The 23078-nt window shown below is 65.6% G+C and carries 20 protein-coding genes; 6 read left to right on the forward strand and 14 right to left on the reverse strand.

The window, feature by feature from the left end:
* Window positions 1-26: 26 nt before the first annotated feature.
* From hprK to AC1RQK_RS19115, 8 genes are all read right to left on the reverse strand, one after another.
* Entirely contained in the window at window positions 27-998 is a 972-nt protein-coding gene (hprK, locus tag AC1RQK_RS19080) for an HPr(Ser) kinase/phosphatase (RefSeq protein ID WP_006159437.1), read from the reverse strand.
* 35 nt (window positions 999-1033) lie between these two features.
* Complete coding sequence (gene ptsN, locus AC1RQK_RS19085) at window positions 1034-1489, reverse strand: PTS IIA-like nitrogen regulatory protein PtsN (protein WP_006159436.1); 456 nt, start codon at window positions 1487-1489, stop codon at window positions 1034-1036.
* Between the two features lie 383 nt (window positions 1490-1872).
* Window positions 1873-2223: a ribosome hibernation-promoting factor, HPF/YfiA family gene (hpf, locus tag AC1RQK_RS19090; RefSeq protein WP_006159435.1), complete on the reverse strand. Its 351-nt coding sequence runs from the start codon at window positions 2221-2223 to the stop codon at window positions 1873-1875.
* A 49-nt stretch (window positions 2224-2272) separates the two neighbouring features.
* Window positions 2273-3748 carry an RNA polymerase factor sigma-54 gene (locus AC1RQK_RS19095; protein WP_043343436.1) on the reverse strand — a complete coding sequence of 492 codons (1476 nt, stop codon included), beginning with the start codon at window positions 3746-3748 and terminating at the stop codon, window positions 2273-2275.
* Between the two features lie 135 nt (window positions 3749-3883).
* Window positions 3884-4669, reverse strand: coding sequence for an LPS export ABC transporter ATP-binding protein (gene lptB / locus AC1RQK_RS19100; RefSeq protein WP_150991814.1), 786 nt, complete (start codon window positions 4667-4669; stop codon window positions 3884-3886).
* A gap of 46 nt (window positions 4670-4715) precedes the next feature.
* Window positions 4716-5360, reverse strand: a complete 645-nt coding sequence (lptA, locus tag AC1RQK_RS19105) for a lipopolysaccharide transport periplasmic protein LptA (protein WP_492810499.1) — start codon at window positions 5358-5360, stop codon at window positions 4716-4718.
* Between the two features lie 54 nt (window positions 5361-5414).
* Complete coding sequence (lptC, locus tag AC1RQK_RS19110; protein ID WP_492375332.1) at window positions 5415-6041, reverse strand: LPS export ABC transporter periplasmic protein LptC; 627 nt, start codon at window positions 6039-6041, stop codon at window positions 5415-5417.
* A gap of 15 nt (window positions 6042-6056) precedes the next feature.
* On the reverse strand, window positions 6057-7040 hold the full coding sequence (locus AC1RQK_RS19115) for a KpsF/GutQ family sugar-phosphate isomerase (protein WP_492375324.1): 984 nt from the start codon (window positions 7038-7040) through the stop codon (window positions 6057-6059).
* A 151-nt stretch (window positions 7041-7191) separates the two neighbouring features.
* Here AC1RQK_RS19115 and AC1RQK_RS19120 point away from each other — a divergent pair, with 151 nt between their 5' ends.
* Complete coding sequence (locus tag AC1RQK_RS19120) at window positions 7192-9171, forward strand: monovalent cation:proton antiporter family protein (RefSeq protein ID WP_492375325.1); 1980 nt, start codon at window positions 7192-7194, stop codon at window positions 9169-9171.
* Window positions 9172-9207: 36 nt separating this feature from the next.
* Here AC1RQK_RS19120 and AC1RQK_RS19125 read toward each other — a convergent pair whose 3' ends face one another.
* Both AC1RQK_RS19125 and AC1RQK_RS19130 read right to left on the reverse strand, forming a co-directional pair.
* On the reverse strand, window positions 9208-9591 hold the full coding sequence (locus AC1RQK_RS19125; protein ID WP_492375326.1) for a ribbon-helix-helix domain-containing protein: 384 nt from the start codon (window positions 9589-9591) through the stop codon (window positions 9208-9210).
* A gap of 68 nt (window positions 9592-9659) precedes the next feature.
* Window positions 9660-10238, reverse strand: a complete 579-nt coding sequence (locus AC1RQK_RS19130; RefSeq protein WP_006159426.1) for a DJ-1/PfpI family protein — start codon at window positions 10236-10238, stop codon at window positions 9660-9662.
* A 161-nt stretch (window positions 10239-10399) separates the two neighbouring features.
* Here AC1RQK_RS19130 and AC1RQK_RS19135 point away from each other — a divergent pair, with 161 nt between their 5' ends.
* Both AC1RQK_RS19135 and AC1RQK_RS19140 read left to right on the forward strand, forming a co-directional pair.
* Window positions 10400-10972, forward strand: a complete 573-nt coding sequence (locus tag AC1RQK_RS19135) for an adenine phosphoribosyltransferase (RefSeq protein ID WP_267605425.1) — start codon at window positions 10400-10402, stop codon at window positions 10970-10972.
* 188 nt (window positions 10973-11160) lie between these two features.
* Window positions 11161-12846 (forward strand): Na/Pi cotransporter family protein, encoded by a 1686-nt coding sequence (locus AC1RQK_RS19140; RefSeq protein WP_492810503.1) that lies wholly within the window; start codon window positions 11161-11163, stop codon window positions 12844-12846.
* A gap of 18 nt (window positions 12847-12864) precedes the next feature.
* On the opposite strand, the gene AC1RQK_RS19145 is transcribed toward AC1RQK_RS19140, so the two are convergent.
* From AC1RQK_RS19145 to uvrA, 3 genes are all read right to left on the reverse strand, one after another.
* Entirely contained in the window at window positions 12865-13350 is a 486-nt protein-coding gene (locus AC1RQK_RS19145; protein WP_492375328.1) for an adenosine-specific kinase, read from the reverse strand.
* A 111-nt stretch (window positions 13351-13461) separates the two neighbouring features.
* Window positions 13462-13809 (reverse strand): hypothetical protein, encoded by a 348-nt coding sequence (locus AC1RQK_RS19150; protein ID WP_492375329.1) that lies wholly within the window; start codon window positions 13807-13809, stop codon window positions 13462-13464.
* 5 nt (window positions 13810-13814) lie between these two features.
* Complete coding sequence (uvrA, locus tag AC1RQK_RS19155) at window positions 13815-16679, reverse strand: excinuclease ABC subunit UvrA (protein ID WP_150991795.1); 2865 nt, start codon at window positions 16677-16679, stop codon at window positions 13815-13817.
* 383 nt (window positions 16680-17062) lie between these two features.
* On the opposite strand from uvrA, the gene AC1RQK_RS19160 reads away from it, so the two are divergent.
* Together AC1RQK_RS19160 and ssb are read left to right on the forward strand one after the other, a co-directional pair.
* Window positions 17063-18319, forward strand: a complete 1257-nt coding sequence (locus AC1RQK_RS19160) for an MFS transporter (protein ID WP_492810506.1) — start codon at window positions 17063-17065, stop codon at window positions 18317-18319.
* Window positions 18320-18516: 197 nt separating this feature from the next.
* Window positions 18517-19077, forward strand: coding sequence for a single-stranded DNA-binding protein (gene ssb / locus AC1RQK_RS19165; RefSeq protein WP_174425613.1), 561 nt, complete (start codon window positions 18517-18519; stop codon window positions 19075-19077).
* Between the two features lie 130 nt (window positions 19078-19207).
* Here the strand turns inward: ssb and acpA are convergent, their stop codons facing one another.
* Entirely contained in the window at window positions 19208-21361 is a 2154-nt protein-coding gene (gene acpA / locus AC1RQK_RS19170) for an acid phosphatase (RefSeq protein ID WP_492810509.1), read from the reverse strand.
* A gap of 228 nt (window positions 21362-21589) precedes the next feature.
* Here acpA and AC1RQK_RS19175 point away from each other — a divergent pair, with 228 nt between their 5' ends.
* A complete protein-coding gene (locus AC1RQK_RS19175) occupies window positions 21590-22936 on the forward strand; it encodes a cytochrome-c peroxidase (RefSeq protein WP_492810511.1) in 1347 nt (448 codons plus the stop codon).
* The last annotated feature ends 142 nt before the right edge of the window (window positions 22937-23078 follow it).

Here is a 23078-nt window from a genome sequence, read left to right on the forward strand (position 1 = left end):
GGTCGCATGGCGTGGGCCCGCCAAACCTAGAGTAGCCGGCCCTGACCCCGCGATGCGACATCGGCCTGCATCGCGGCGCGCTGGCGGTCCATGAAGTCGCGCAGCGTGTCGATGCCGCGCAGGCGCAGGATGGTGTTGCGCACGGCGGCCTCGACCAGCACGGCGAGATTTCGGCCGGCCGCCACCTGGATCTTGACCATGTGGATGGGCAGGCCGAGCACGTCGAGATACTGGGAGTCCAGCGGCAGGCGCTCGAATTCGCCATCGTTGCGGCGAACCAGTTGCACCACCAGCTTAAGCTTCATCTTGCGGCGTACCGCAGTCTCGCCAAAGATGGTCTTGATGTCGAGCAGGCCCAGGCCGCGCACTTCCAGCAGGTTCTGCAGCAGCGGCGGGCAGCGGCCCTCGATGAAGTCCGGCCCGAGGCGCACGAAATCGACGGCATCGTCCGCGACCAGCCCATGTCCGCGCGAGATCAGTTCCAGGCCGAGCTCGCTCTTGCCCAGGCCGGATTCGCCCATCACCAGCACACCCATGCCGAGGATGTCGAGGAATACGCCGTGCATGGTCACGCGCGGCGCGGAAATGCGCGACAGATAGAGGCGCAGGTGGTCGATCACCGCGGCCGAAGACACCGGCGTGGTGAACAGCGGTGTGGACGAGCGCGTGCAGCGCAGTTCCAGGTCGGGCGGCGGCTCCATGCCGTCGGCGATCACCAGGAACGGCGGCTCCAGCAGGATCAGCTCGCCCATCTGGCGCTTGCGCATCTCGTCATCGAGGCGCTGGTAATACGTGATTTCGGGCTTGCCCAGCACCTGGATCCGGTTCGGGTGGATCAGGTTCAAGTGGCCGACGAGATCGGCCGCGGACGTGGCTTCACGCGCGAACTCGACATCGAAGGCCCGGTCCGCACCCTCCAGTCCTGCTACCCAGGAGAGTTTGATATCGGCTGCGTTGTCGTCGAAGATCGACTGCGAGGTGACGCCAGTGAGTTCCATTCGGGTGCTTTCAGGGACGGGCTTTCAGTGCCGGATCAAGGGTGCCATTGCGTCAGCAACTGGTGCACGTCGTCGGGGGTGGGCAGGGTAGCCAGTCCTTCGCGCATCTCGCGGTCGGACAGCAACTGGGCGATCTCGGAGAGAATTTCCAGATGCTGCTGGGTGGCCTGTTCGGGCACCAGCAGGAAGATCAGCAGCGCGACCGGCTTGCCGTCGGGCGACTCGAAGGGGATCGGCTCGGCCAGGCGCATGAAGGCGGCCAGTGGCTGCTTCAGTCCCTTGATGCGGCCGTGGGGGATCGCAACCCCCGCGCCCAGGCCGGTGGACCCGAGCGACTCGCGGGCGAACAGGTTGTCGGTCACGGTCGCGCGCGCTACGCCATGGTTGTTCTCGAAGAGGAGCCCGGCCTGTTCGAACACGCGCTTCTTGCTGGTGACGCTGACGTCGAGGTTGATGTTGCCGGGTGGCAGCAATTTAGCCAAACGATTCATGTGGAATGCGCAGGGTTTTCTAGTAAGCAGGCCCGGGGCCAGGAGGCGTCCCACCGGGCGGAAAGAGGTAAAAAACCAAGGCCCGAGGTTTCCACCGGGTGTCCCCCCATGCCGGTGTCGGGCGTCTGGCCATTATAGAGCAGGCCCGCTTCCGCTTTGTGCATTGCAATAGCCGATGCGCTCAAGCGGTGCTGCATGCACCGGAATGGCTAGGCCGGTCAACCATGTATTGCACAGCATACACTGGTACATATGCGTTGCGGAATCCCCTGTGTGGCCCGATCGGGTAGGCTGCAACGAAAAAGCCGCGCTCTGGGCGCGGCTTGATTCCATTTTTCAAGGGACTGACACCGACGGCCCGGTATGTGGGCCGCCAGGCACGGTCATTGCTGCATCTGCGATGCGGCCATCTGATACTTGACCGCTTCACGGTCGTGGCTCTGCACGCGATCCTTGTGGCGAATCACCTGCCGGTCGAGCTTGTCGACCAGTGCGTCGATAGCGGCATACAGGTCTTCATGATGCGCTTCGACAAAGATGTCCTTGCCCTTGAGATGTAGATTGATTTCCGCGTACTGCCGCCGGTCCTTTTCTTTTGTATTGTCGACAGAGAGCAGCACACTTACGCCAATGACTTGATCGAAATGCCTGACGATACGCTCCAGTTTCGTTTCCACGTACTCACGCAGAGGGGGCGTGATGTCCAAGTGGTGTCCACTGATCTTGAAGTTCATAGCGTTTCTCCTTCTGAAAGAGCTGCATCAGGCAGGCGATGCAGCTCGGCTACAAAGTCTTACGGAGATTGACCGCGGGAATCTTGAGCGCTTCGCGGTATTTGGCAACGGTACGCCGTGCTACCACAAAGCCTTGCTCGCCGAGCAATTCGGCAATCCGGCTATCGGACAAGGGGTTCCTAGCGTCTTCGGCTCCTATCAATTGCTTGATCAACGCACGGATTGCCGTTGATGAGGCCGCGCCGCCGGTTTCTGTGGATACGTGAGAGCCAAAAAAATACTTCAGCTCGAAAGTCCCCATCGGCGTTGCCATGTATTTATTGGTAGTCACCCGAGAGATGGTGGACTCGTGTAAACCCAGTGTATCGGCAATCTCCCGCAAAACCAAGGGGCGCATCGCAATTTCACCGTGGGTGAAGAAGTTCTTTTGACGTTCGACAATGGCTTGTGCGACGCGCAATATCGTGTCGAACCTTTGCTGGATATTCTTGATCAACCAGCGTGCTTCCTGCAGCTTTTGCTGCAGTCCGGCCGCGCCTGCATCGCCTTTTGCACCGCGCAAAATCTGCGCGTACATGTCGTTGATGCGTAGCCGCGGCATCACATCCGGGTTGAGGTGGGCGATCCATCCGCCGCTCAATTTTCGAACAAAAACATCAGGCACCACGAAGTCCGCTTCTGGCCGGCTGTAGGCATGGCCGGGATAGGGCGCGAGCGAGCGGATCAGTTCATGTGCGGCCTTGAGTTCCGGTTCGTCCACTTGCAGCGCCTTTTTAAGGCGCGTGTAATCGCGCACCGCCAGCAGCTCGAGGTGGTTGGTGACGATGCTCAGCGCCAGTTCGCGCTGCGGATGCTTGAGCCTGCGCAATTGCAGCGCCAGGCACTCGGCGGCGTTGCGTGCCCCGACGCCCGGCGGATCGAAGCTCTGCAGCAGCGTGAGCACAGCCTGGATCTCGTCGACCTCGAACTCGAGCTCCTCCGGCAGCTCGCTGCAGATTTCCTCGAGCGTGGTGCTCAGGTAGCCGTCATCGTCCAGGGACTCGACCAGGAAGATAGCCAGCCCTTTGTCGCGCAGGGAAATCTTGAGCGGCGCCAGCTGTTCCATGAGGTGTTCACGCAGCGTGGGCTCGGCGTCGCGCAGCTGCATCGGGGTTTTTTCGTCGTCTTCGCCTTGCGGGCGGCGGGCGAAGTCGTCCAGGCTCCAGTCGCTGCCGTAATCCTCATTGCTGTCAGAGTAGCTGTCGTCGGCTTCGGGCGCGCCATCGGGGCGGTTCTCGCTGGTGCCCTGGCCATCGGCGGGCGCTGGCGCGGGCGCGCTCTGCAGGTTCACCGAGCCGTCCGAAGACACGCGCAACGGGCTGTCCAGCCAGTCGTTCTCACGCTCGAGCAAGGGGTTCTCGGTCAGCGCCTGTTCCACTTCCTGCTGCAGTTCAAGCGTGGACAGTTGCAGCAGCCGGATCGACTGCTGGAGTTGCGGCGTAAGCGCGAGATGCTGCGAGAGGCGGAGCTGTAGCGACGGTTTCATGCGACCTATTTTATGCCCAACTTCCGTACTGATGGAACGGAAATTGCTATCGCTGGTGTCGCTATGATCGTTTGAAGGATAAAAGGCGACACCGAAGCCGCCCGGGGGGCGATGCGCGGCAGGCGCCGCGCGCCCTTACATGCGGAAGTTCTCGCCCAGGTAGACCTTGCGCACCGACTCGTTGGCGATGATGTCCTCAGGCTGCCCGGACGCCAGCACCGCGCCTTCGCTGATGATGTAGGCGTGGTCGCAGATGCCTAGCGTCTCGCGCACGTTGTGGTCGGTGATCAGCACGCCGATATTGCGTGCCTTGAGGAAGCTGACGATGCGCTGGATTTCGCCAACCGCGATCGGGTCGACGCCGGCGAAGGGCTCGTCGAGCAGGATGAAGCGCGGCGCGGAGGCCAGCGCGCGGGCGATTTCCACGCGGCGGCGCTCGCCGCCGGACAGCGACAGCGCCGGGTTGTCGCGCAGGTGGGCAATCTGCAGGTCATCCAGCAGGGTGTCCAGCCGGCGCTCGATCTCGGCCTTGCCCAGGGGTTTGCCATCGTTGAGCTGCAGCTCCAGCACTGCGCGGATGTTCTCCTGCACATTGAGCTTGCGGAACACGGAGGCTTCCTGCGGCAGGTAGGACAGGCCCATGCGTGCTCGCTCATGGATGGCCAGGCCGCTGATGTGTTTGTCGTCGAGCACGATATCGCCTTCGTCCAGCGCCACCAGCCCCACGATCATGTAGAACGACGTGGTCTTGCCCGCGCCGTTGGGGCCCAGCAAGCCGACCACCTCGCCGCTCTTCACGTCGAGCGACACGTCCTTGACCACGGTGCGCGAGCCGTAGCGCTTCTTCAGGTGGCGCACGACCAGCGTGCTGCTGTCCTTCAGGGTGGCGGGCTGGGACGGTGCGGTTTGGGTAGCGGTCATGAAGGTGAAGTCAGAATCCGTGGATCAGGGACGTGGCGGCGTCAGGTCAGGGGTTGACGGGGGCAGCTGCCGGCTTGAGCGGCAGCGGATTGGCTGCGGCACCGCTGGCGGGCTGCTCCTGGCGCGGCGACAACACGGCGCGCACGCGGCCCGACGGGCTGCCCGCGGTCGCGTTCTCGGCGCCGCCGCTGGCCGTGTAGAACTCGTTGCGGCTGTCATAGGTGATCACCGCGCCGCGGATCTCGTCGACCAGCTTGGCGCCGGCCAGGCGGGCCATGCGGGCGCGCCCGATCAGCTTGGACAACTCCTGCTTGCCGTCATATTCGATGCGGTCGCCCCAGCCATCGATGTACTCGTCGACGTTGTCGCGCTTCTGCCGGATATAGGCTTGCTTGCCGCCCTTGGAGGTCGCGACCGCGTACTGGTAGCCCTCGGGATCGGTACGGACTTCGGCTGCGTCGGATTTGAGCACCATGGTGCCCTTGGTCAGCACCACGTTGCCAGTCAGTACATAGACCTGCTTGACGTCATCGTAGCTGGCATTGTCGGCCTCCAGGACCAGCGGCTTTTCGCGGTCGGCCTTTTCGGCGCTGGCGGGCGCGGCCAGCGTGAGGCCCAGGACGGCGGCCAGCGTCAGCAAAGCGGCCGTGCTGCGGCGCAGACAGGACGAAGTCGTCGGGAATGGATTCATGTTGGCGTGATGGCGGTTGACGCGGGCGGTTGGTGCCCGCGGGCGGCTTCGGGGCTACTTCGTGGGACTCGCCGGCGGCGGCCCCGTGATGATGGTGCCGCGTACGTTACCCAGCAATTGTACTTCGCGAGTGACATTGTTGAAGACCAGGCCGTTGGCGGTCATCACCGACGGGCCGCGGGTCAGCTTGACAGCCTTGTCGGTCTTGACGATGTCATCGTTCACCAGCACCTGGAAATACTCCGAGGCGGCCGTCATCTGCGGATCCTTGGCGGGGTCGGGGCCCTGGGTACGCACGATGAAGGCATTGCCGAACAGGTCGATGACCGAGCCTTCCGCGTTCATCGTGCCGCGATCAGAGTGGCCGGTGACGGGCGGACGGTCGATTTCATAGGAGCGCATGGCCGGGCGCGTCACTTCGTAGGTCTGGTCGTCCTCGAAGTGGATCATCTTGTCGCCGGTGAAGCGCAGCTTGGTGTTGCCGTCCTCGGCAAGCTCGGTCGCGGAAAAACGGATCATGTAGTAATCCGGTTCATGCTTCTTGCCTACCGGCCCGGTGTCCGCTTCTTTCGGGGAGTTGACCTGCACCAGCCAGAAGGTGCTGCCCGCCACCAGTGCCATCAGCAGCAGGGGCAGGGCTCGCATGGCAAGCCGGCTCAGGGAGGACAGGATTTCCCGCATAGGCATGGGCTGGCCTCAGATGACCTTGGCGCGGGTCAGGTCGTGGATGTGGAGCGCGCCGACCAGGCGCCGCTCTGCGTCGACCACCAGCATCTGGTTGATGCGGTTCGCCTCCATCACCTGCACGGCTTCCACGGCCAGCTGGTCCGGCCCGACGGTATGCGGTGTGCGGTGCATGACCTCGCTGATGGGTACGGTCTTCCAGTCGCGCGGGGTTTCGAGCAGGCGGCGCAGGTCGCCATCGGTGAAGACGCCGATCAGGCGGTCGTCCGGGTCCACCACCGCGGTCATTGCCATGCCTTTGCGGGTGATTTCCATCAGGGCCTGTGCCAGCGGCGTGCTCTCGCGTACCTTGGGCACCGCGTTGCCGCTGCGCATGACGTCGCGCACGTGGGTCAGCAGCTTGCGCCCGAGCGCGCCGCCCGGATGCGAGCGGGCAAAGTCTTCCTCGCCGAAGCCGCGGGCATCCAGCACCGCCACCGCGAGCGCGTCGCCCATCGCCAGTGCGGCGGTGGTGCTGGCGGTCGGGGCCAGGTTGAGCGGGCAGGCTTCTTTTTCCACGCCGGCATTGAGGTGCGCGTCGGCCAGCTGGGCCAGCGTGGAGGCGGGGTTGCCGGTCACGGAGATGAGCTTGGCGCCGATGCGCTTGACGATCGGGACAATCGAAAGCAACTCGGCGGTCTCTCCGGAATTGGAAAAGGCGATCAGCACATCGTCGCGCGTGACCATGCCCAGGTCGCCGTGGCTGGCCTCGGCCGGATGCACGAAAAACGCGGGCGTGCCGGTCGAGGCCAGCGTGGCCGCGACCTTGCGGCCGATGTGGCCCGACTTGCCGATGCCGGACACGACGACGCGCCCGCTGCAATTGAGCGTCAGTTGCACGGCTTGCGCAAATCCGTCGTCCAGGCGGCCTGCGAGGGCAGCGACGGCGTCGGCTTCGATCTGGAGGGTTTCGCGAGCGAGCCTAAGTGCTCGATCCGCATTGAAATTAGCTATCATGGCGACGAAGTATACCAACGAATGCGATGGCGCTTGGGCTGTTCCTGGGATCGGGCGGCCGGGGCGGCCATCGCGCTTGCCGTAATCCGCCGGCAGGGCCGCCCGCACCGGGCCGGCCCGGTGCCCGGCGCGGCGTACCCTGACCCTGTCGATGCACTCTCCGCTGGACCTTACCCTTGTCCTGCTGGCCGCCGCCGTATTTGGCGTGGTCGCGTTTCGCATGTTGCAGTTGCCGCCGATGCTGGGGTACCTGGTCGTGGGCATCCTGATCGGGCCGCATGCGCTCGGCCTGGCCAGCGATACCGCGCAAACCAAATACCTGGCCGAGTTCGGCGTGGTCTTTTTGATGTTCTCGATCGGCCTGGAGTTCAGCCTGGGCAAGCTCAAGGCGATGAAGCGGCAGGTGTTCGGCCTGGGCGGCTCGCAGGTGGTGCTGTCGCTCCTGGCCGTGATTCCGGCGAGCTGGGCGTTCAACTGGCTGTTTCCGCTGTCCTGGCAGGCCTCGGTGGCGCTGGGCGGCGCGCTGGCCATGTCATCCACCGCCATCGTGTCCAAGATGCTGTCGGAGCGGCTGGAGCTGGAGAGCGAGCACGGGCGCAACATCATCAGCATCCTGCTGTTCCAGGACCTGGCCGTGGTGCCGCTGCTGATCGTGATCCCGGCGCTCTCGCGCGATCCGGGCGACCTGATGATGGCGCTGGGCCTGGCCACGGTGAAGATCGTGGTGGCCCTGAGCCTGATCTTCTTCGTCGGCCAGCGCTTCATGAGCCGCTGGTTCCACATCGTGGCGGCGCGCCGCTCGCAAGAGCTGTTCATGCTCAACCTGCTGCTGGTCACGCTGGGCATGGCCGCGCTGACCGAGCGGCTAGGCCTTTCGATGGCGCTGGGCGCCTTCATGGCCGGCATGCTGATCTCCGAGACGCCGTATCGCCATCAGGTGGAGGAGGACATCAAGCCCTTCCGCGATGTGCTGCTGGGGCTGTTCTTCGTCACCATCGGCATGCTGCTCAATATCCATGTGGTGCTCGATCACTTGTGGCTGGTGCTGGCGCTGCTGGTGGTGCCCATTGTCTTCAAACTGGTGCTGATCTCCGGCCTGGCCCGCTTGTTCGGTTCGCGCCAGGGGGTGGCGATCCGTACCGGCCTGGGCCTGGCGCAGGCCGGCGAGTTCGGCTTTGTGCTGCTTAACCAGATCGACGGCCTGAACCTGGTCGACCCGGTGCTGATCCAGGTCATCCTGGCCTCGATGCTGTTGTCGATGCTGGCGGCACCGTTCCTGATCCAGTACAGCGACGCCATCGTGCTGCGCTTTACCGCCAACGAATGGCTGATGCAGTCGCTCAACATGACGCGCATCGCGGTGCAGAGCCTGCAGACCGAGAAGCACGCCATCATCTGCGGGTTTGGCCGCAGCGGCCAGAACCTGGCGCATATGCTGGAGCGCGAGGGCATTACCTACGTGGCGCTGGACCTCGACCCCGACCGGGTGCGCGAAGCCGCCGGCGCGGGCGATACCGTGGTGTACGGCGATGCGGGCCGGCGCGAGGCGCTGATCGCGGCGGGCCTGCATCGCGCGGCCGCCTTGATCATCACTTACAACAACACACCCTCGGCGCTGAAGGTGCTGCACCATGTGCAGGAGCTGGAGCCAGCGCTGCCCGTGATCGTGCGCACCATGGACGACTCGGAACTCGACATCCTGCAAAAAGCGGGCGCCACCGAGGTGGTGCCGGAAAGCATCGAGGGCAGCCTGATGCTGGCCTCGCACGCGCTGGTGCTTCTGGGCGTGCCGATGCGGCGCGTGGTGCGAGGGGTGCAGGAGGCGCGCGATGCGCGCTACAGCCTGCTGCGCGGCTACTTCCACGGCCGCGATGACGAGGAAGACATGGTGGAGCGAGAGTCCGTGCGGCTGCACTCCATTTCGCTTGGCCCGGAGGCCACGTCGGTGGGGCGGCGCCTGGGCGCGCTCGGGCTGGACCGTATCGGGGTGGAAGTTACGGCGGTGCGCCGGCGTGGTATCCGCGCGTTCGATCCGGAGCCCGATACCGTACTGGAGCCGGGCGATATCGTGGTCTTGCGCGGCCAGCCAGAGGCGCTGGAAGCGGCCGAGGCGCGCATGCTGGCCGGCTGAGCCTGCGCTATGCGCTCAGTGGCCGCAAGTTCGGGTTCATGCCGCCACGCGGCTGCCGGTGTGCGCCTCTTCCGCCCACGATGCCGGCAGGCCCTCTAGCACGGAGCGCGCGTCGAGCGAGCCGATCGGGACGCGCGGGTCGGCGGGAATGCGGCCTTCGCCTTGCAGCATCAGGTAGCGCAGGCAGCATACGCGCAGGAAGGACGTGAAGTTTGCCGCCTCGCCCCGGTAGGCCACCAGTTCGTCGTGCAGCCGGGTGATGAGCTGGCCCACGCTCATGCCATCGCGGCGTGCCAGCGTTTCGAGCACTTCCCAGAACAGGCTTTCCAGCCGGATGCTGGTGGCCACGCCATGCAGCCGGAGCGAGCGTGACTGGCCCTGGTACGACTGCGGGGTGGCCCGGATGAAGATTTCACACATAGAAGAACTCCCGTGCTTAATGGCCCGCGATAGCCCTAGGTGGGCTCGCGGGCCGCGTTCGGTAGCCTCTAATGTACGATCCTGGTGCCCAGGACGGCAAGGAACTGCGCCAGCCACGCCGGGTGCGCGGGCCAGGCCGGTGCGCTTACCAGGTTGCCATCCGTGTAGGCCTGGTCGACTGGAATGTCGGCATATTTTCCGCCCGCCAGGCGCACTTCGGGCGCGCAGGCCGGATAGGCCGAGCAGGTCCGGCCTTCCAGCACGCCGGCCGCGGCTAGCAGCTGGGCGCCGTGGCACACCGCGGCGATCGGCTTGTTGGTGCTGGCAAAGTGCCGCACGATTTCCAGCACCCGCTCGTTCAGGCGCAGGTATTCCGGGGCGCGCCCGCCCGGGATGACCAGCCCGTCGTAGGCCGCTGGATCCACATCGGCAAAACTCGCGTTCAGCGCGAAGTTGTGGCCGCGCTTTTCGCTATAGGTCTGGTCGCCCTCGAAATCATGGATGGCGGTGGGGCAGCTGGCGCCGGCCGCCTTGTCCGGACACACCGCATGGACCGTGTGGCCCACCATCTGGAGTGCCTGGAAAGGCACCATGGTTTCATAGTCTTCGGCGTAGTCGCCGACCAGCATCAAGATCTTTTTCGCCATCGCTGTCTCCTGTATGGTTACGGTTGTCCTGGGGGAGCCACGCCGCAAAGCGTGCCATCCGCCCAGGCGTTGCCCATTGTGTTGCCGTTTGCGGCAGCCCGGGTGGTAACCCATTACCGCATCCAGCCTGCCGATTTGGCGGGCTGCCCGAACGAGTCCCCATGCCCAACACCACTATCCAGTCGTCCGCCCTTGGCGACGTTACCCACTACCTGCGCGAACGCATCCGTACCGTGCCGGACTGGCCCCAGCCCGGCGTGATGTTCCGCGACATCACGCCGTTGCTGCAGGATCCCAAGTCCCTGCGCGTGCTGATCGATGTCTTTGTGCACCGCTACATGGACGCCAAGCTCGACGTGGTGGCCGGCATCGACGCACGCGGCTTTATCCTGGGCGCCATCGTGGCGTACGAGCTGAACCTGGGCTTCGTGCCGATCCGCAAGAAGGGCAAGCTGCCGTTCGAGACCGTGGCCGAGGAGTATGAGCTGGAGTACGGCAGCGCCACGGTGGAGATCCATGCCGATGCCTGCAAGCCGGGTGACCGCGTGCTGCTGGTGGACGACCTGATCGCCACCGGCGGCACCATGATGGCTGGACGCAAGCTGCTTGAGCGGCTGGGCGCCACCGTGGTGGAAGGCGCCGCCATCGTCGACCTGCCCGAGCTCGGTGGCTCGCGCCACCTGCTGGATAGCGGCCTGCCGCTGTTCACGGTTTGCCGCTTTGACGGGCATTGACCCGCATTGACGGCCGCTCTCCGAGCGGCTTGCGCATTGGGCTTGCGGCCATTTCCACCGCGTGGACATGGCGTTGCCCACACATGCCGGCAGGCGCATAATGCCCCATTGACAACGATACGATGGCCGGGCGAAATCTTGCGATCCGCAATGGAGGCACCGGTCACATAAGGGCATAAGGGCGCAGCATGGGCGTACTACTACATTTGCTTTCCGGCGTGGCGCTGCTGGTGTGGGGCACCAACATCGTCAAGGTCGGCATCCTGCGCGTGTATGGCGCCAACCTGCGCCACGTGCTCTCGTCCAGCATTTCCAACCGGTTCACGGCCTTTGCCGCCGGCCTCGGCGTGACCGGCCTGGTCCAGAGCAGCAACGCGACCGCCGTCATCGTCAGTTCCTTCGTCGGCCAGGGCCTGATTGCCGTGGCGCCGGCGCTGGCCATCATGCTGGGCGCCAACGTCGGCACCGCCATCATGGTGCAAGTGTTCTCGCTGGACCTGTCCTGGCTGTCGCCGCTGCTGATCTTCGTTGGCGTGATCCTGCATCTGTCCTGGAAGGGCAACAAGCCTGGCCACGTGGGCCGCGTGCTGATCGGCCTGGGGCTGATCACGCTGGCGCTGGAGCTGATCTCCATTGCCACCCGCCCCGTGGTGGAAGCGGCTGGCGTCAAGGTGTTGTTCGGCACGCTCACCGGAGACCCCACGCTGGACATGCTGATTGGCGCCTTACTGACCATCCTTTGCTATTCCAGCCTGGCGGTGGTGCTGTTCTGCGGGGCGCTGGCCTCGGCCGGGGTGGTGTCCCTGCATGTGGCCATGGCGCTGGTGCTGGGCGCCAACCTGGGCTCGGGCATTTCCGCGTTGCTGACCACCTCGGGCAACAACCAGCCCGGCAAGCGCGTCACGCTGGGCAACCTGCTGTCGCGCCTGCTCGGATGCGTGATCGCGCTGCCCTTGCTGGGCCAGGCCGAACACCTGCTGGCGCTGGTCGACGCCGATCCGCAGCGGCTGGTCGTGAATTTCCACCTGCTCTTCAATGTGGCGCTGGCAGTGCTGCTGCTGGGCGCCACCGGTCCGCTGGCGCGCCTGTGCGAGGCGGTGCTGCCCGGGCGCAACACCGGCGACAGCCAGGTCACCCCGCGCCACCTCGATCCCGCCGCGCTGCCCACGCCGGCGCTGGCGCTGTCCAATGCCGCGCGCGAGGTGCTGCGCATTGGCGACCGCATCGAGCAGATGCTGGACAACATGCTGCGCGTGCTGCGCACCAACGATGCCAAGCTCGCCACCGCCACCTGCCGCATCGACGACGAGGTGGACGATCTCTACACCGCGATCAAGCTCTACCTGACCCGGATCAGCCTGGAGGCGCTGGATGAGCGCGACGGCCGGCGCTGGACGGAAATCATCTCGCTCACCATCAACCTCGAGCATGCCGGCGACATCATCGAGCGCATCCTGCAAGACGCGCGCGAAAAGAAGATCGCTCATAACCTGGCCTTCTCGGAAGCGGGCATGCAGGAGATCTCGCAGATGCACGCGCGCGTGGTGGCCAACCTGCGGCTCGGGCTGTCGGTCTTCCTCTCCGGCGACCTGAAAAGCGCGCAGCTACTGATGGCGGAGAAGGCGACTTTCCGCGAGCTGGAGCGCCAGTACGCGCGCACCCACCTGCAACGCATCGCCGTGCAGACCGCCGAGAGCATCGAGACCAGCTCGCTGCACCTCGACGTGATCAGCGATCTCAAGCGCCTGAACTCGTTGTTCTGCGCCACCGCCTACCCGGTGCTGGAAGAAGCTGGCGTGCTTAACCGCAGCCGCATGAAGGAAGATGATGGCGAACCCCCGGCCAGGGCCGTGCCGTCCGCGCAGGCGCACTAAGGAGCCACTAAGGAGTGGCTACAGCTTGTAGCCGATCTCCCGCAGCAGGTTCCGCCGCGAGGCAATGTCAGCCTCGGTTTCCAGCCCGAGCGGCGAAGCGCCATCTACCACGCCAAGCACCGCGCGCCCCTGCGCGGTCTGCGCTACCACCACCTCGGTCGGGTTTGCCGTGGCGCAATAGATCCGGCATACCTCCGGCACCGCGCGCACGGTCGCGAGCACATTGACCGGATAGAAGCCGTCGCCAAGGAACACCAGGAAGCAGTGGCCGGCACCGATTGCCAGCGCGTTCTGGCACGCCAGGTCGATCATCGCCTCGTCGGTGCCGGACCAGCGCACAAGGCGCTTGCCCGAGGCCTCGCAGAACGCTAGTCCAAAGCGGATGCCCGGCACCGCGCCGGCCAGCGCCTCGTGGATGTCGTCCACGGTCTTGATGAAGTGGGATTGCCCGAAAATGAAGTTGGTCGCCTCGGGCTTGGCGATCGGCACTACGGTGAGTTCCATGGCCGTGCTCCTGCATTGGCCTGTGCCAGCCCCGGAAAGGGCTTCAGGAGGCGCGGCCTTCCGCAGTCTATGGTAGGCCGGGCAAGGTCGAATGCAAGGCGCAGCGCGGGCCTACTTCGAGGAGGGCGGGCGGCGTCTGCGGCGCGCGCGCTGCAGCATCGCGGCGATGGCCACAAGCACGGCCGCGCCGCCCAGCGTCAGCGCCAGATTGCCGGATACAGCGCCGCTCGCCTTGGCAGGTACCTGGGCAGCGCTGGCGGCACTGGCCTCCCGGGCGCCTTGCGCGGGCGGAGCGGATGCCGCCGGCGCGGCGGGTTCATCGAGTGCTCGCGCTGCCGGCGCGGCCAGGTCGATCGGCGTGACGGTGGCTTGCGCCACAGCCGGGCCGGCAACGGCGGCGCTGCCGAGCAGCAGCGCGCATTGCCAGGCGCAAAGGATGAGGCGGAAACGCGTGCGCACCGTGGTCAGCGGCGCTCGAGCAGCGGCGCCAGGTACTTGCCGGTGAAGCTCGCGCGGCTAGCCGCCACCGTTTCCGGCGTGCCCTTGGCGATCACCTGGCCACCGCCCGCACCGCCCTCCGGGCCCATGTCGAGCAGCCAGTCCGCGGTCTTGATCACGTCCAGGTTGTGCTCGATGATGACCACCGTGTTGCCCTGGTCGCGCAGCTTGTGGATGACCTTGAGCAGCAGCTCGATATCGTGGAAGTGCAGGCCCGTGGTGGGCTCGTCCAGGATGTAGAGCGTGCGGCCGGTGTCGCGCTTGGACAGCTCCAGCGACAGCTTGACGCGCTGCGCCTCGCCGCCCGAGAGCGTGGTGGCGGACTGGCCCAGCCGGATGTAGCCAAGGCCCACGTCCAGCAGCGTCTTGAGCTTGCGCCGCACGACAGGCACCGCCAGGAAGAACTCGTGCGCGTGCTCTACCGTCATGTCGAGCACTTCGTGGATGTTCTTGCCCTTGTAGAGCACCTCCAGCGTTTCGCGGTTGTAGCGCTTGCCGTGGCAGACGTCGCAAGGCACGTACACGTCCGGCAGGAAATGCATCTCGACCTTGATCACGCCATCGCCCTGGCAGGCCTCGCAGCGCCCGCCCTTGACGTTGAACGAGAAGCGGCCCGGATCGTAGCCACGCTCCTTGGCCGAGGGCACGCCCGCGAACAGCTCGCGGATCGGCGTGAACAGGCCGGTGTACGTAGCGGGGTTGGAGCGCGGGGTGCGGCCGATCGGGCTCTGGTCGACGTTGATGACCTTGTCGAAATGCTCCAGCCCGTCGATGCGGTCGTGCGCGGCCGGCTCCGCCGTGGAGCCATACAGGTGGCGCGCCACCGCGTGGTAGAGCGTGTCGTTGATCAGCGTCGACTTGCCCGAGCCGGACACGCCGGTCACGCAGGTGAGCAGGCCCACCGGGATCTCGGCGCTGACGTTGCGCAGGTTGTTGCCGGTTGCGTTGATGATGCGCAGCAGCTTTTCCTCGTCGGGCGCGGCACGCTCTTTCGGCACCTCGATGCGGCGCGCGCCGGACATGTACTGCCCGGTGAGCGAATTGGCCGACTGCTCGATCTGCTGCGGCGTGCCTTCGGCCACGATCATGCCGCCGTGCACGCCGGCGCCCGGGCCGATGTCGACCACGTAGTCGCAGGCGCGGATCATGTCTTCGTCGTGCTCCACCACCAGCACGGAGTTGCCGATGTCGCGCAGGTGCTTGAGCGTGCCGATCAGGCGGTCGTTGTCGCGCTGGTGCAGGCCGATGGAAGGTTCGTCCAGCACGTACATCACGCCGGTCAGGCCGGAGCCGATCTGCGACGCCAGCCGGATGCGTTGCGCCTCGCCGCCCGACAGCGTGTCGGCGCTGCGCTCGAGCGACAGGTAATCCAGCCCCACGTTGTTGAGGAAGTTCAGGCGCGCGCTGATTTCCTTGACGATCTTGTCGGCGATCTCGCGCTTGGCGCCGTGCATGTCCAGCGTGAGGAAATAGGTGAGCGCGTCGCGCAGCGGCCAGCCGTTGATCTCGTAGATGGCGCGCGCCTGGTCGTTCTCGCCCAGCTTGACGTGGCGCGCCTCGGTGCGCAGGCGGGTACCGTGGCAGGCGGGGCAGGCCTGGTTGTTCTGGTACTTGGCGAGCTCCTCGCGCACCGCGATGGAGTCGGTCTCGCGGTAGCGGCGCTCCAGGTTGGGAATGATGCCCTCGAAGGCATGCTCGCGCACCGTGGTGCGGCCACGTTCGTTCATGTAGGTGAACGGGATCTCCACGTCGCCCGAGCCGTGCAGCACGACTTCCTGCACCTCGGCCGGCAGGTCCTCGAAGGCCGTATCGAGCTCGAAGTCGTAGTAGGCCGCCAGGCTTTGCAGCATCTGGAAGTAAAACTGGTTGCGGCGGTCCCAGCCCTTGATGGCGCCCGAGGCCAGCGACAGGTTAGGGAAGGCCACCACCCGCTTGGGATCGAAGAAGGTGATCTGGCCCAGGCCGTCGCAGCTCGGGCAGGCGCCCATCGGGTTGTTGAACGAGAACAGCCGCGGCTCCAGCTCCTGCAGCGAGTACGAGCAGATCGGGCAGGCAAACTTGGAGCTGAACCCGTGCTCCTGGTTGGTGTCGATCTCCAGCGCGATGGCGCGGCCATCGGCCAGGCGCAGCGCGGTCTCAAACGATTCCGCCAGTCGTTGCTTGATGTCCGGGCGTACCTTGACGCGATCCACCACCACGTCGATGGAATGCTTCTCGGTCTTTTTCAGCTTGGGCAGCGCGTCCACCTCGTAGACCACCGCCGGTGCCTCATGCGTGGTGCCGCCGCCGGAGCGGATGCGAAAGCGCACGAAACCCTGGGCCTGCATGGTGTCGAACAGGTCGGAATGTTCGCCCTTGCGGTTGGCCACCACCGGCGCCAGGATCATCAGCTTGGTGTCTTCCGGCAGCGCCAGCGCGGCGTCGACCATCTGCGAGACGCTTTGCGCCTGCAACGCCAGGTTGTGGTCGGGGCAGTAAGGCGTGCCGGCGCGTGCGAACAGCAGCCGCAGGTAGTCGTGGATCTCGGTGACCGTGCCCACGGTTGAGCGCGGGTTGTGGCTGGTTGCCTTCTGTTCGATGGCGATCGCGGGCGATAGCCCCTCGATCAGGTCGACGTCCGGCTTTTCCATCAGCTGCAGGAACTGGCGCGCGTAGGCCGACAGCGACTCCACGTAGCGGCGCTGGCCCTCCGCGTACAGGGTATCGAAGGCGAGCGAGGACTTGCCCGATCCGGACAGCCCGGTAATCACGATCAGCTTGTTGCGCGGCAGATCGAGATTGATGTTCTTCAGGTTGTGGGTACGGGCACCACGGATTCTAATTTCTTCCATATACCGATTGTCTTCGCCAGGCGGGGCCGCCGGTCGGGTCGACAGGCCGGGTCTCACGGAATTTCAAGAAAAAAGCATGCCAGCAGGGCTGCGACCGGCTTCAGGCCAGCCTCAGGCCGGGCTTTGCCGGCCCGCGCCGGGGCTCGCGGTGTCCGATTCGGAGCCGAAAGCGCAGCGGAGCAAACCTGTTAATATACCGAACTTCGGTTTCCGGGGGTTGCTTGGGCCAATTGACTGCGCCCTGCAGCAACGGTGGCAGAAGCGCCGCAACTTCCGCTCCGGCCATGGATCGAAGTTGTCGCCGCCCCGTCAGCATTGGGGTGATGCGGTGCGTGCGCGGTGCACGACCCGGCAATCCGTCATAGAAATTCCCCACGATCGCAATGTCGTCGATCCATAGCTCCTCCCAAGATGCGGCCAAGGCCGACGATTCCAAGGTTCAGCCCGCTGCCGGGCGCGACCGCATGACCGGCATGGAAGTGCGGGCCAGCATTTCGCTCGCCAGTATTTTTGCGCTGCGCATGCTGGGCTTGTTCCTGATCCTGCCTGTGTTCGCCGAATATGCGCATGGCCTGCCCGACGGGCACGACGCCCAGCGCGTGGGCCTGGCCATGGGCATCTACGGCCTGATGCAAGCCTTCCTGCACATTCCTCTCGGCTGGCTGTCCGACCGCGTTGGCCGCAAGCCGGTGATGGTGGCGGGCCTGCTGCTGTTTGTCGCCGGCGGGCTGGTGGCGGCCAACTCCGACACGTTGTCCGGCATCATCATCGGCCGCTCGCTGCAAGGCATGGGCGCGATCTCCGCGGCCATCACCGCCTGCATCGCTGACCTGACCCGCGAGCAGCATCGCACCAAGGCCATGGCCATGGTGGGCGGCAGCATCGGCCTGACCTTCGCGCTGTCGCTGGTGATTGCCTCGCCGCTGCTGCACAGCATCGGCATGCCCGGGATCTTCACGCTGATGTCGGTGCTGGGCGTGGTCGCCATCCTGGTGACCCTGTTCCTGGTGCCCACGCCGCCGCCGCCGCATCCCGTGCGGCTGCCGTTTCGCAGCGTGCTGCTCAACCCCGACCTGGTCCGCCTGAACGTGGGCGTGCTGGCACTGCACGCGTCGCAGGTGGCCATGTTCATGGTGGTGCCGGCCATGCTCAGCGATGCCGGCATGCCGCTGGACCAGCACTGGAAGGTCTACCTGCCGGTGGTGCTGGTGTCCTTCGTGCTGATGCTCGGGCCGATGATGGCCGCCGAGCGCTATGGCAAGGTACGCCCCGTGCTGCTCGGCGCGGTCGGCCTGATGACCGCGGTGCAGCTGCTGTTTGCCGCCGTGCACGGCCTGTGGGGCATCGTGGGTGTGTTGCTGCTGTTCTTCGTGGCCTTCAACGTGCTGGAAGCCATGCAGCCCTCGCTGGTGTCGCGCTACGCCGCCGCCGCGCGCGGGGCGGCGCTTGGCGTCTACAACACGACGCAGGCGATGGGACTGTTCCTGGGCGGCGCCGTGGGTGGCTGGCTGCTCAAGCACGAAGGCCGTAGCGCGGTCTTCATCGGCTGCGCCGTGGTGCTCCTCCTCTGGCTTATAATCGCCTGGAACATGAAGTCGCCGCCGGCCCGGAAAAGCAGTGCCCAGGCCGTCGCTGCCTGAAGTTGGCAGCCCGCGGTCATTGGTCCGCAAGGGCTGCCCGCATCACTTCGTATAGCTTTTTGCCGTAATTAGGCACTAGCATGACCGCGCGCCCGACTTCTTGGCCGGGGGCGCGTTATTCGTTTACGCATCAGTCAACAGTCAAGGCATTGCCACGCCGCTTGCAGCAGAGGGCGTGGCCCTGGGAGAACATTCACATGGCATCGATCAACAAAGTCATCCTCGTCGGCAACCTGGGCGCGGATCCGGAAACCCGCTACCTGCCCAGCGGCGACGCCGTGAGCAACATCCGCCTGGCGACCACCGATCGTTACAAGGACAAGACCAGCGGCGAGATGAAGGAAGCCACCGAGTGGCACCGCATCGCCTTCTTCGGCAAGCTGGCCGAGATCGCCGGCCAGTACCTGCGCAAGGGCTCGCAGGTCTATATCGAAGGGCGCATCCGTACCCGCAAGTGGACCGACCAGTCTGGCGCGGAAAAGTACAGCACCGAAATCGTGGCTGAGCAAATGCAGATGCTGGGCTCGCGCCAGGGCATGGGCGGCGGCGGTGGCGGCGGTGGCGACGACATGGGCGGTGGCGGCGGTGGCTACGGTGGTGGCCGCGAATCGTCGGGCGGCGGCGGTGGTTACGGCGGCGGTGCGCGCAGCGGTGGCGGCCAGGCTGCCGGCGGCCAGCAAGGTGCTGGCGGCGCGCGTCGCCAGCAGCAGGCTCCGTCGAACGGCTTTGAAGACATGGACGACGATATTCCGTTCTGACCGTTCTGAGCATCCCCGCCATCCCAGGCCGACACAGTCGGTACGGCCTGCACCGGCAAACAAAAAACCCCGGGAATCGTTGATTCCCGGGGTTTTTTGTTTCTTGGCTCCTCGAAGGCGCCGTGCGTGCTCAGTGCGGCATGGCGGTGAAGTCCAGCGCGTTGGTCAGGTCGCCCATGGCCTTGCCCTTGTTCGCGAGCAGGGCGGTATCGCGTTGCTGCAGGCCCGGCAGAGTCGGCAGGACAAAGCGGCGGGTGATGAAGCGCAGCGCCGAGGCCGTGTCGTATTGCGTGTGGTCGACAAAGCCTTTCTTCGCGTACGGCGACACGAGGATCGCCGGGATGCGCGTGCCCGGGCCCCAGCGGTCGCCGGTGGGCACTTGCGCGTGGTCGTAGAAGCCGCCGTTCTCGTCGTAGGTGACGAGGATCAGCATGTTCTTCCACTGCGGGCTCTTCTGCAGTTGCGCGATCACGCTGGCGATATGCGTGTCGCCGTCGGTCACGCTCGCATAGCCGGGGTGCTGGTTCAGGTTGCCCTGCGGCTTGTAGAAGGCGACCGCGGGCAGGTTGCCGGCGGCGGCGTCCTGCAGGAACTGGCTGTCGAAGTCCTTCAGGTGCGCGCTGCGGTTGGCGGCCTGGTTGACCGGGTCGAAGTTGGCGTAGTAGTTGAACGGCTGGTGGTGCGGCTGGAAGTTGGGCACCGTGTTGTTGTAGATGGCGGTCGGGTCCTGCGTGGCCTTGGCCCAGGCACCGGCGTACCAGGCCCAGCTTACGCCGCGTGCGTTCAGCAGGTCGCCGATGGTGGTCTGGGTCTGCGGCGGCAGCGTGGTCGCCTTGGTGGGGTCGGCGTAGAGACCCGTGGTATCGGTGGTGGCGGGCTTGTTGCCGCTCGGCTGGTAGTCCGGCTGCATGGTGTTGACGGCGTAGAACATGCCGCTCTTATCCGCGGGCGTCAACGTGCTGTCGTTCTGGTACGTGGCCTTGCCGGTGAGGACCGAGGCGGGATTGCCGGTGCCGGGGGTCAGGCGGACAAAGTTGCCATTGGCGTCGACATCGATCGCCGAGATCGAGTTCTTGGCCGGCGAGGTGGCCGCGTCGGCGTTCGGGTACTGCGGCGCGCAGGCGCAGATCAGGTATTGGTGGTTCAGGAACGAGCCGCCAAAGGCACCCATGTAGAAATTGTCGGCCAGCACGTACTGCTTGGCGAGCTGCCACATCTGCATCTGGCTGCCGTCGTAATAGCCCATCGTCAGGCCGCCCGCGTCCGAGAACGCGGCGTACTTGTCGTTCTTGCCGCCGTTGATCTGCATCTGGTTGTTGTAGAAGCGGTGCACCAGGTCGCGTGTGGTGACGGACTGCGCAATCTCCACGTTGCTGCCGTTGATGCCGCCGGACGCGAGTGGCGTGTCGATCTGGAACGGCTTGTTGGCCCAGTTGGCGGTCTTTGCCTGCGGCAGCTGCACGGCTTGCCCTGCCGCGGTGAGCCCGCCCCAGGTCGGCGGCAGCACCGGCAGCACGGAGCCGTCGAAGTCCTTCTGCGGTTCGACGGTGCCGGTCGAGGTGGGGTTCACGCCGGGGACGCCGTTGGCGCCCGGGAACAGCCCGTAGAGATTGTCGAAGCCGCGGTTCTCGGCATAGATCACCACCACGGTCTTGATGTTGTCGAGGGCGACCCGCTTGGCGACGCCGTCGCGCAGGGCCTGGGCGATGTCGCCGCCGCCGGCGACCGAGTCGGCGATCAGGTCGATGGTCTGATCGATCTCCGCCTGCAGGGTCGCCTTGATGGTCTTGTCGGTTTCCTTGTTGTGGTCGGCCAGCAGCTTGTCCGCCGTCACGCCGATGCGGGCGGCCAGACGTGCCTTGGCCGCGGTGAGGTCGCCGCCGTTGGACTCCATGAGCGCGACCAGTTCGGTCGTGATGGCGCTGAGCACGCCGTTGGCGCTGGCCGGTGCGCGGAACACCAGCGGACGGGTCACGGCTGCGTGGCCGCCGGTGTCATCGTTGCGGAAGGCGTCGCTGCCGATCTCGGCGGCGATCGCGCCTTGGCCGGTGAGCGTAAAGGCGCCGTTCTTGTCGGTGTAGGTGCTGGTTTCCGTGCTTTCGCACTTGCCATTGTTGTTGGCATCGATGCAGACCTTGGCGTGCTCGAAATAGCTGCCGGTCACCACGCCCGAGGTGGTGACGGCTGCGGGCGTGCTTCCGCTCCCGGAGTCGCTGCCGCCGCAGGCGGCCATGGCAGCGGCGGCCACCACTGCAAGGGGATAAAGTTTTAAGGCTCGGCGCATGGAATATCCTTTTTTCGTTATGTGTAAGGCGGTTTTTTTGGGACAGCCGCGCGATTCTCGCGCCGCTCCATGTCAGATTGATGATGGCGCCGGGACGAGAAAAAGACATCCGCCACGCATGACACGCCGCTGTCATGCACGCGTGCTAGCGTGGCGGCCCGTTCCTGAATCTCCTGTGCCTGGGCTGCCGCACCCATCCCGCCCTGGCCATTCCACTTCGCCGCACAGATGCCACCGCGCTTTGTTCTGCCGCCAGTTCCTTCCCCGATCCGCCGCCTTGCCACGGGGGCCTTGCTGCTGTCTTTCGCCCTGACCCTGGCGGGCTGTGGCAAGTCCGCACAGGAGGGCGTGGCCGCGGCCCCGGCATCCGCGCCGGCTGCCAGCCGGGTCGCCGCGCCTTCGCGGCCAGCCTATGCCGACGCGTTCTACACCATGATGGCAACGCGCCGGCCGCAGGTGCCGGCCATGGCCGCGCTTGGCAAGGCGCTGTTCTTTGATCCCGCGTTGTCGGCGTCCGGCCGGCTCGCGTGCGCAAGCTGCCACAGCCCGGAACACGCCTATGGGCCGGCCAACGACCTGTCGGTGCAACTGGGCGGCCCCGACATGCTGCGCGCCGGCGCGCGCGCGGCGCCGTCGCTGCGCTATGTGCAGAACGTGCCGCCGTTCTCCGAGCATTTCCACGAGAACGACGGCAACGACAGCGAGGACCAGGGCCCCACCGGCGGCCACAACTGGGACGGGCGGGCGTCTTCCACGCACGAGCAGGCCCGCATTCCCTTGCTGTCACCGCATGAGATGGCGAACGCGGACGCGGCGGCGGTGGCCGCCAGGCTGCGCACTGGCAAGCATGCGCAGACCTTGCGCGAGGTGTTTGGCGCCGACATCCTGGAGCGCGACGAGGTAGCCTTCCAGGCAGCGCTGATGGCGCTCGAGGTGTTCCAGGAAACGCCGTCCGAGTTCTATCCCTACAGCAGCAAGTACGATGCGTTCTTGCGGCGCAAGGTCAAGCTGAGCGAGCAGGAAGCGCGCGGCCTGCGCCTGTTCAACGATCCCGCCAAGGGCAACTGCGCGGCCTGCCACCCCAGCGCGATCAGCGCCGACGGCGTCTTTCCCGCCTTCAGCGATTTTGGCTTCATCGCGCTGGGCGTGCCGCGCAACCGCAAGCTGGCGGTCAATGCCGATCCGGCCTTCTTCGACATGGGCCTGTGCGGACCGGATCGCACCGACCTGAAGGCGCGCGCCGAGTACTGTGGGCTGTTTCGCACGCCTAGCCTGCGCAACGTGGCGCAACGCAAGACCTTCTTCCACAACGGCGCCTTTCATTCGCTGGAAGAGGTGTTGCGTTTCTATGTGCAACGGGACAGCAATCCCGGCAAGTGGTACCCGCGCAAGGCCGACGGCAGCATCGACAAGTTCGACGACCTGCCGGCGCGGTATCGTGACAACGTCAATATGGAGCCTCCGTTCGGCGGCGCGCCTGGCAGCAAGGCCGCGCTGTCGGAGGCGGAGATCCGCGACGTCGTCGTGTTCCTGAAGACCCTCAACGACGGCTACCGCTTGCCTGCAACCCATTGAGGCGTCCTGGCGGCAGTGGCTGTTCGCCGGTACCTGCGGATTAGCGCGCAATGGTGGGTGGGCAGGCGCCCGGCAAGGCGCCGGGCGCCTCGCAGGCCTTTCCTTTTTCCAATCCGTCCCCATTTCCTCCTGACACCGTGCT

This window comes from Cupriavidus sp. GW822-FHT02D05 (assembly GCF_058802485.1).

Coding starts and splice junctions, on each gene's coding strand:
- hprK (WP_006159437.1), bottom strand. CDS start 998: ATGGAACTCACTGGCGTCACCTCGCAGTCGATCTTCGACGACAACGCA.
- ptsN (WP_006159436.1), bottom strand. CDS start 1,489: ATGAATCGTTTGGCTAAATTGCTGCCACCCGGCAACATCAACCTCGAC.
- hpf (WP_006159435.1), bottom strand. CDS start 2,223: ATGAACTTCAAGATCAGTGGACACCACTTGGACATCACGCCCCCTCTG.
- AC1RQK_RS19095 (WP_043343436.1), bottom strand. CDS start 3,748: ATGAAACCGTCGCTACAGCTCCGCCTCTCGCAGCATCTCGCGCTTACG.
- lptB (WP_150991814.1), bottom strand. CDS start 4,669: ATGACCGCTACCCAAACCGCACCGTCCCAGCCCGCCACCCTGAAGGAC.
- lptA (WP_492810499.1), bottom strand. CDS start 5,360: ATGAATCCATTCCCGACGACTTCGTCCTGTCTGCGCCGCAGCACGGCC.
- lptC (WP_492375332.1), bottom strand. CDS start 6,041: ATGCGGGAAATCCTGTCCTCCCTGAGCCGGCTTGCCATGCGAGCCCTG.
- AC1RQK_RS19115 (WP_492375324.1), bottom strand. CDS start 7,040: ATGATAGCTAATTTCAATGCGGATCGAGCACTTAGGCTCGCTCGCGAA.
- AC1RQK_RS19120 (WP_492375325.1), top strand. CDS start 7,192: ATGCACTCTCCGCTGGACCTTACCCTTGTCCTGCTGGCCGCCGCCGTA.
- AC1RQK_RS19125 (WP_492375326.1), bottom strand. CDS start 9,591: ATGTGTGAAATCTTCATCCGGGCCACCCCGCAGTCGTACCAGGGCCAG.
- AC1RQK_RS19130 (WP_006159426.1), bottom strand. CDS start 10,238: ATGGCGAAAAAGATCTTGATGCTGGTCGGCGACTACGCCGAAGACTAT.
- AC1RQK_RS19135 (WP_267605425.1), top strand. CDS start 10,400: ATGCCCAACACCACTATCCAGTCGTCCGCCCTTGGCGACGTTACCCAC.
- AC1RQK_RS19140 (WP_492810503.1), top strand. CDS start 11,161: ATGGGCGTACTACTACATTTGCTTTCCGGCGTGGCGCTGCTGGTGTGG.
- AC1RQK_RS19145 (WP_492375328.1), bottom strand. CDS start 13,350: ATGGAACTCACCGTAGTGCCGATCGCCAAGCCCGAGGCGACCAACTTC.
- uvrA (WP_150991795.1), bottom strand. CDS start 16,679: ATGGAAGAAATTAGAATCCGTGGTGCCCGTACCCACAACCTGAAGAAC.
- AC1RQK_RS19160 (WP_492810506.1), top strand. CDS start 17,063: ATGTCGTCGATCCATAGCTCCTCCCAAGATGCGGCCAAGGCCGACGAT.
- ssb (WP_174425613.1), top strand. CDS start 18,517: ATGGCATCGATCAACAAAGTCATCCTCGTCGGCAACCTGGGCGCGGAT.
- acpA (WP_492810509.1), bottom strand. CDS start 21,361: ATGCGCCGAGCCTTAAAACTTTATCCCCTTGCAGTGGTGGCCGCCGCT.
- AC1RQK_RS19175 (WP_492810511.1), top strand. CDS start 21,590: ATGCCACCGCGCTTTGTTCTGCCGCCAGTTCCTTCCCCGATCCGCCGC.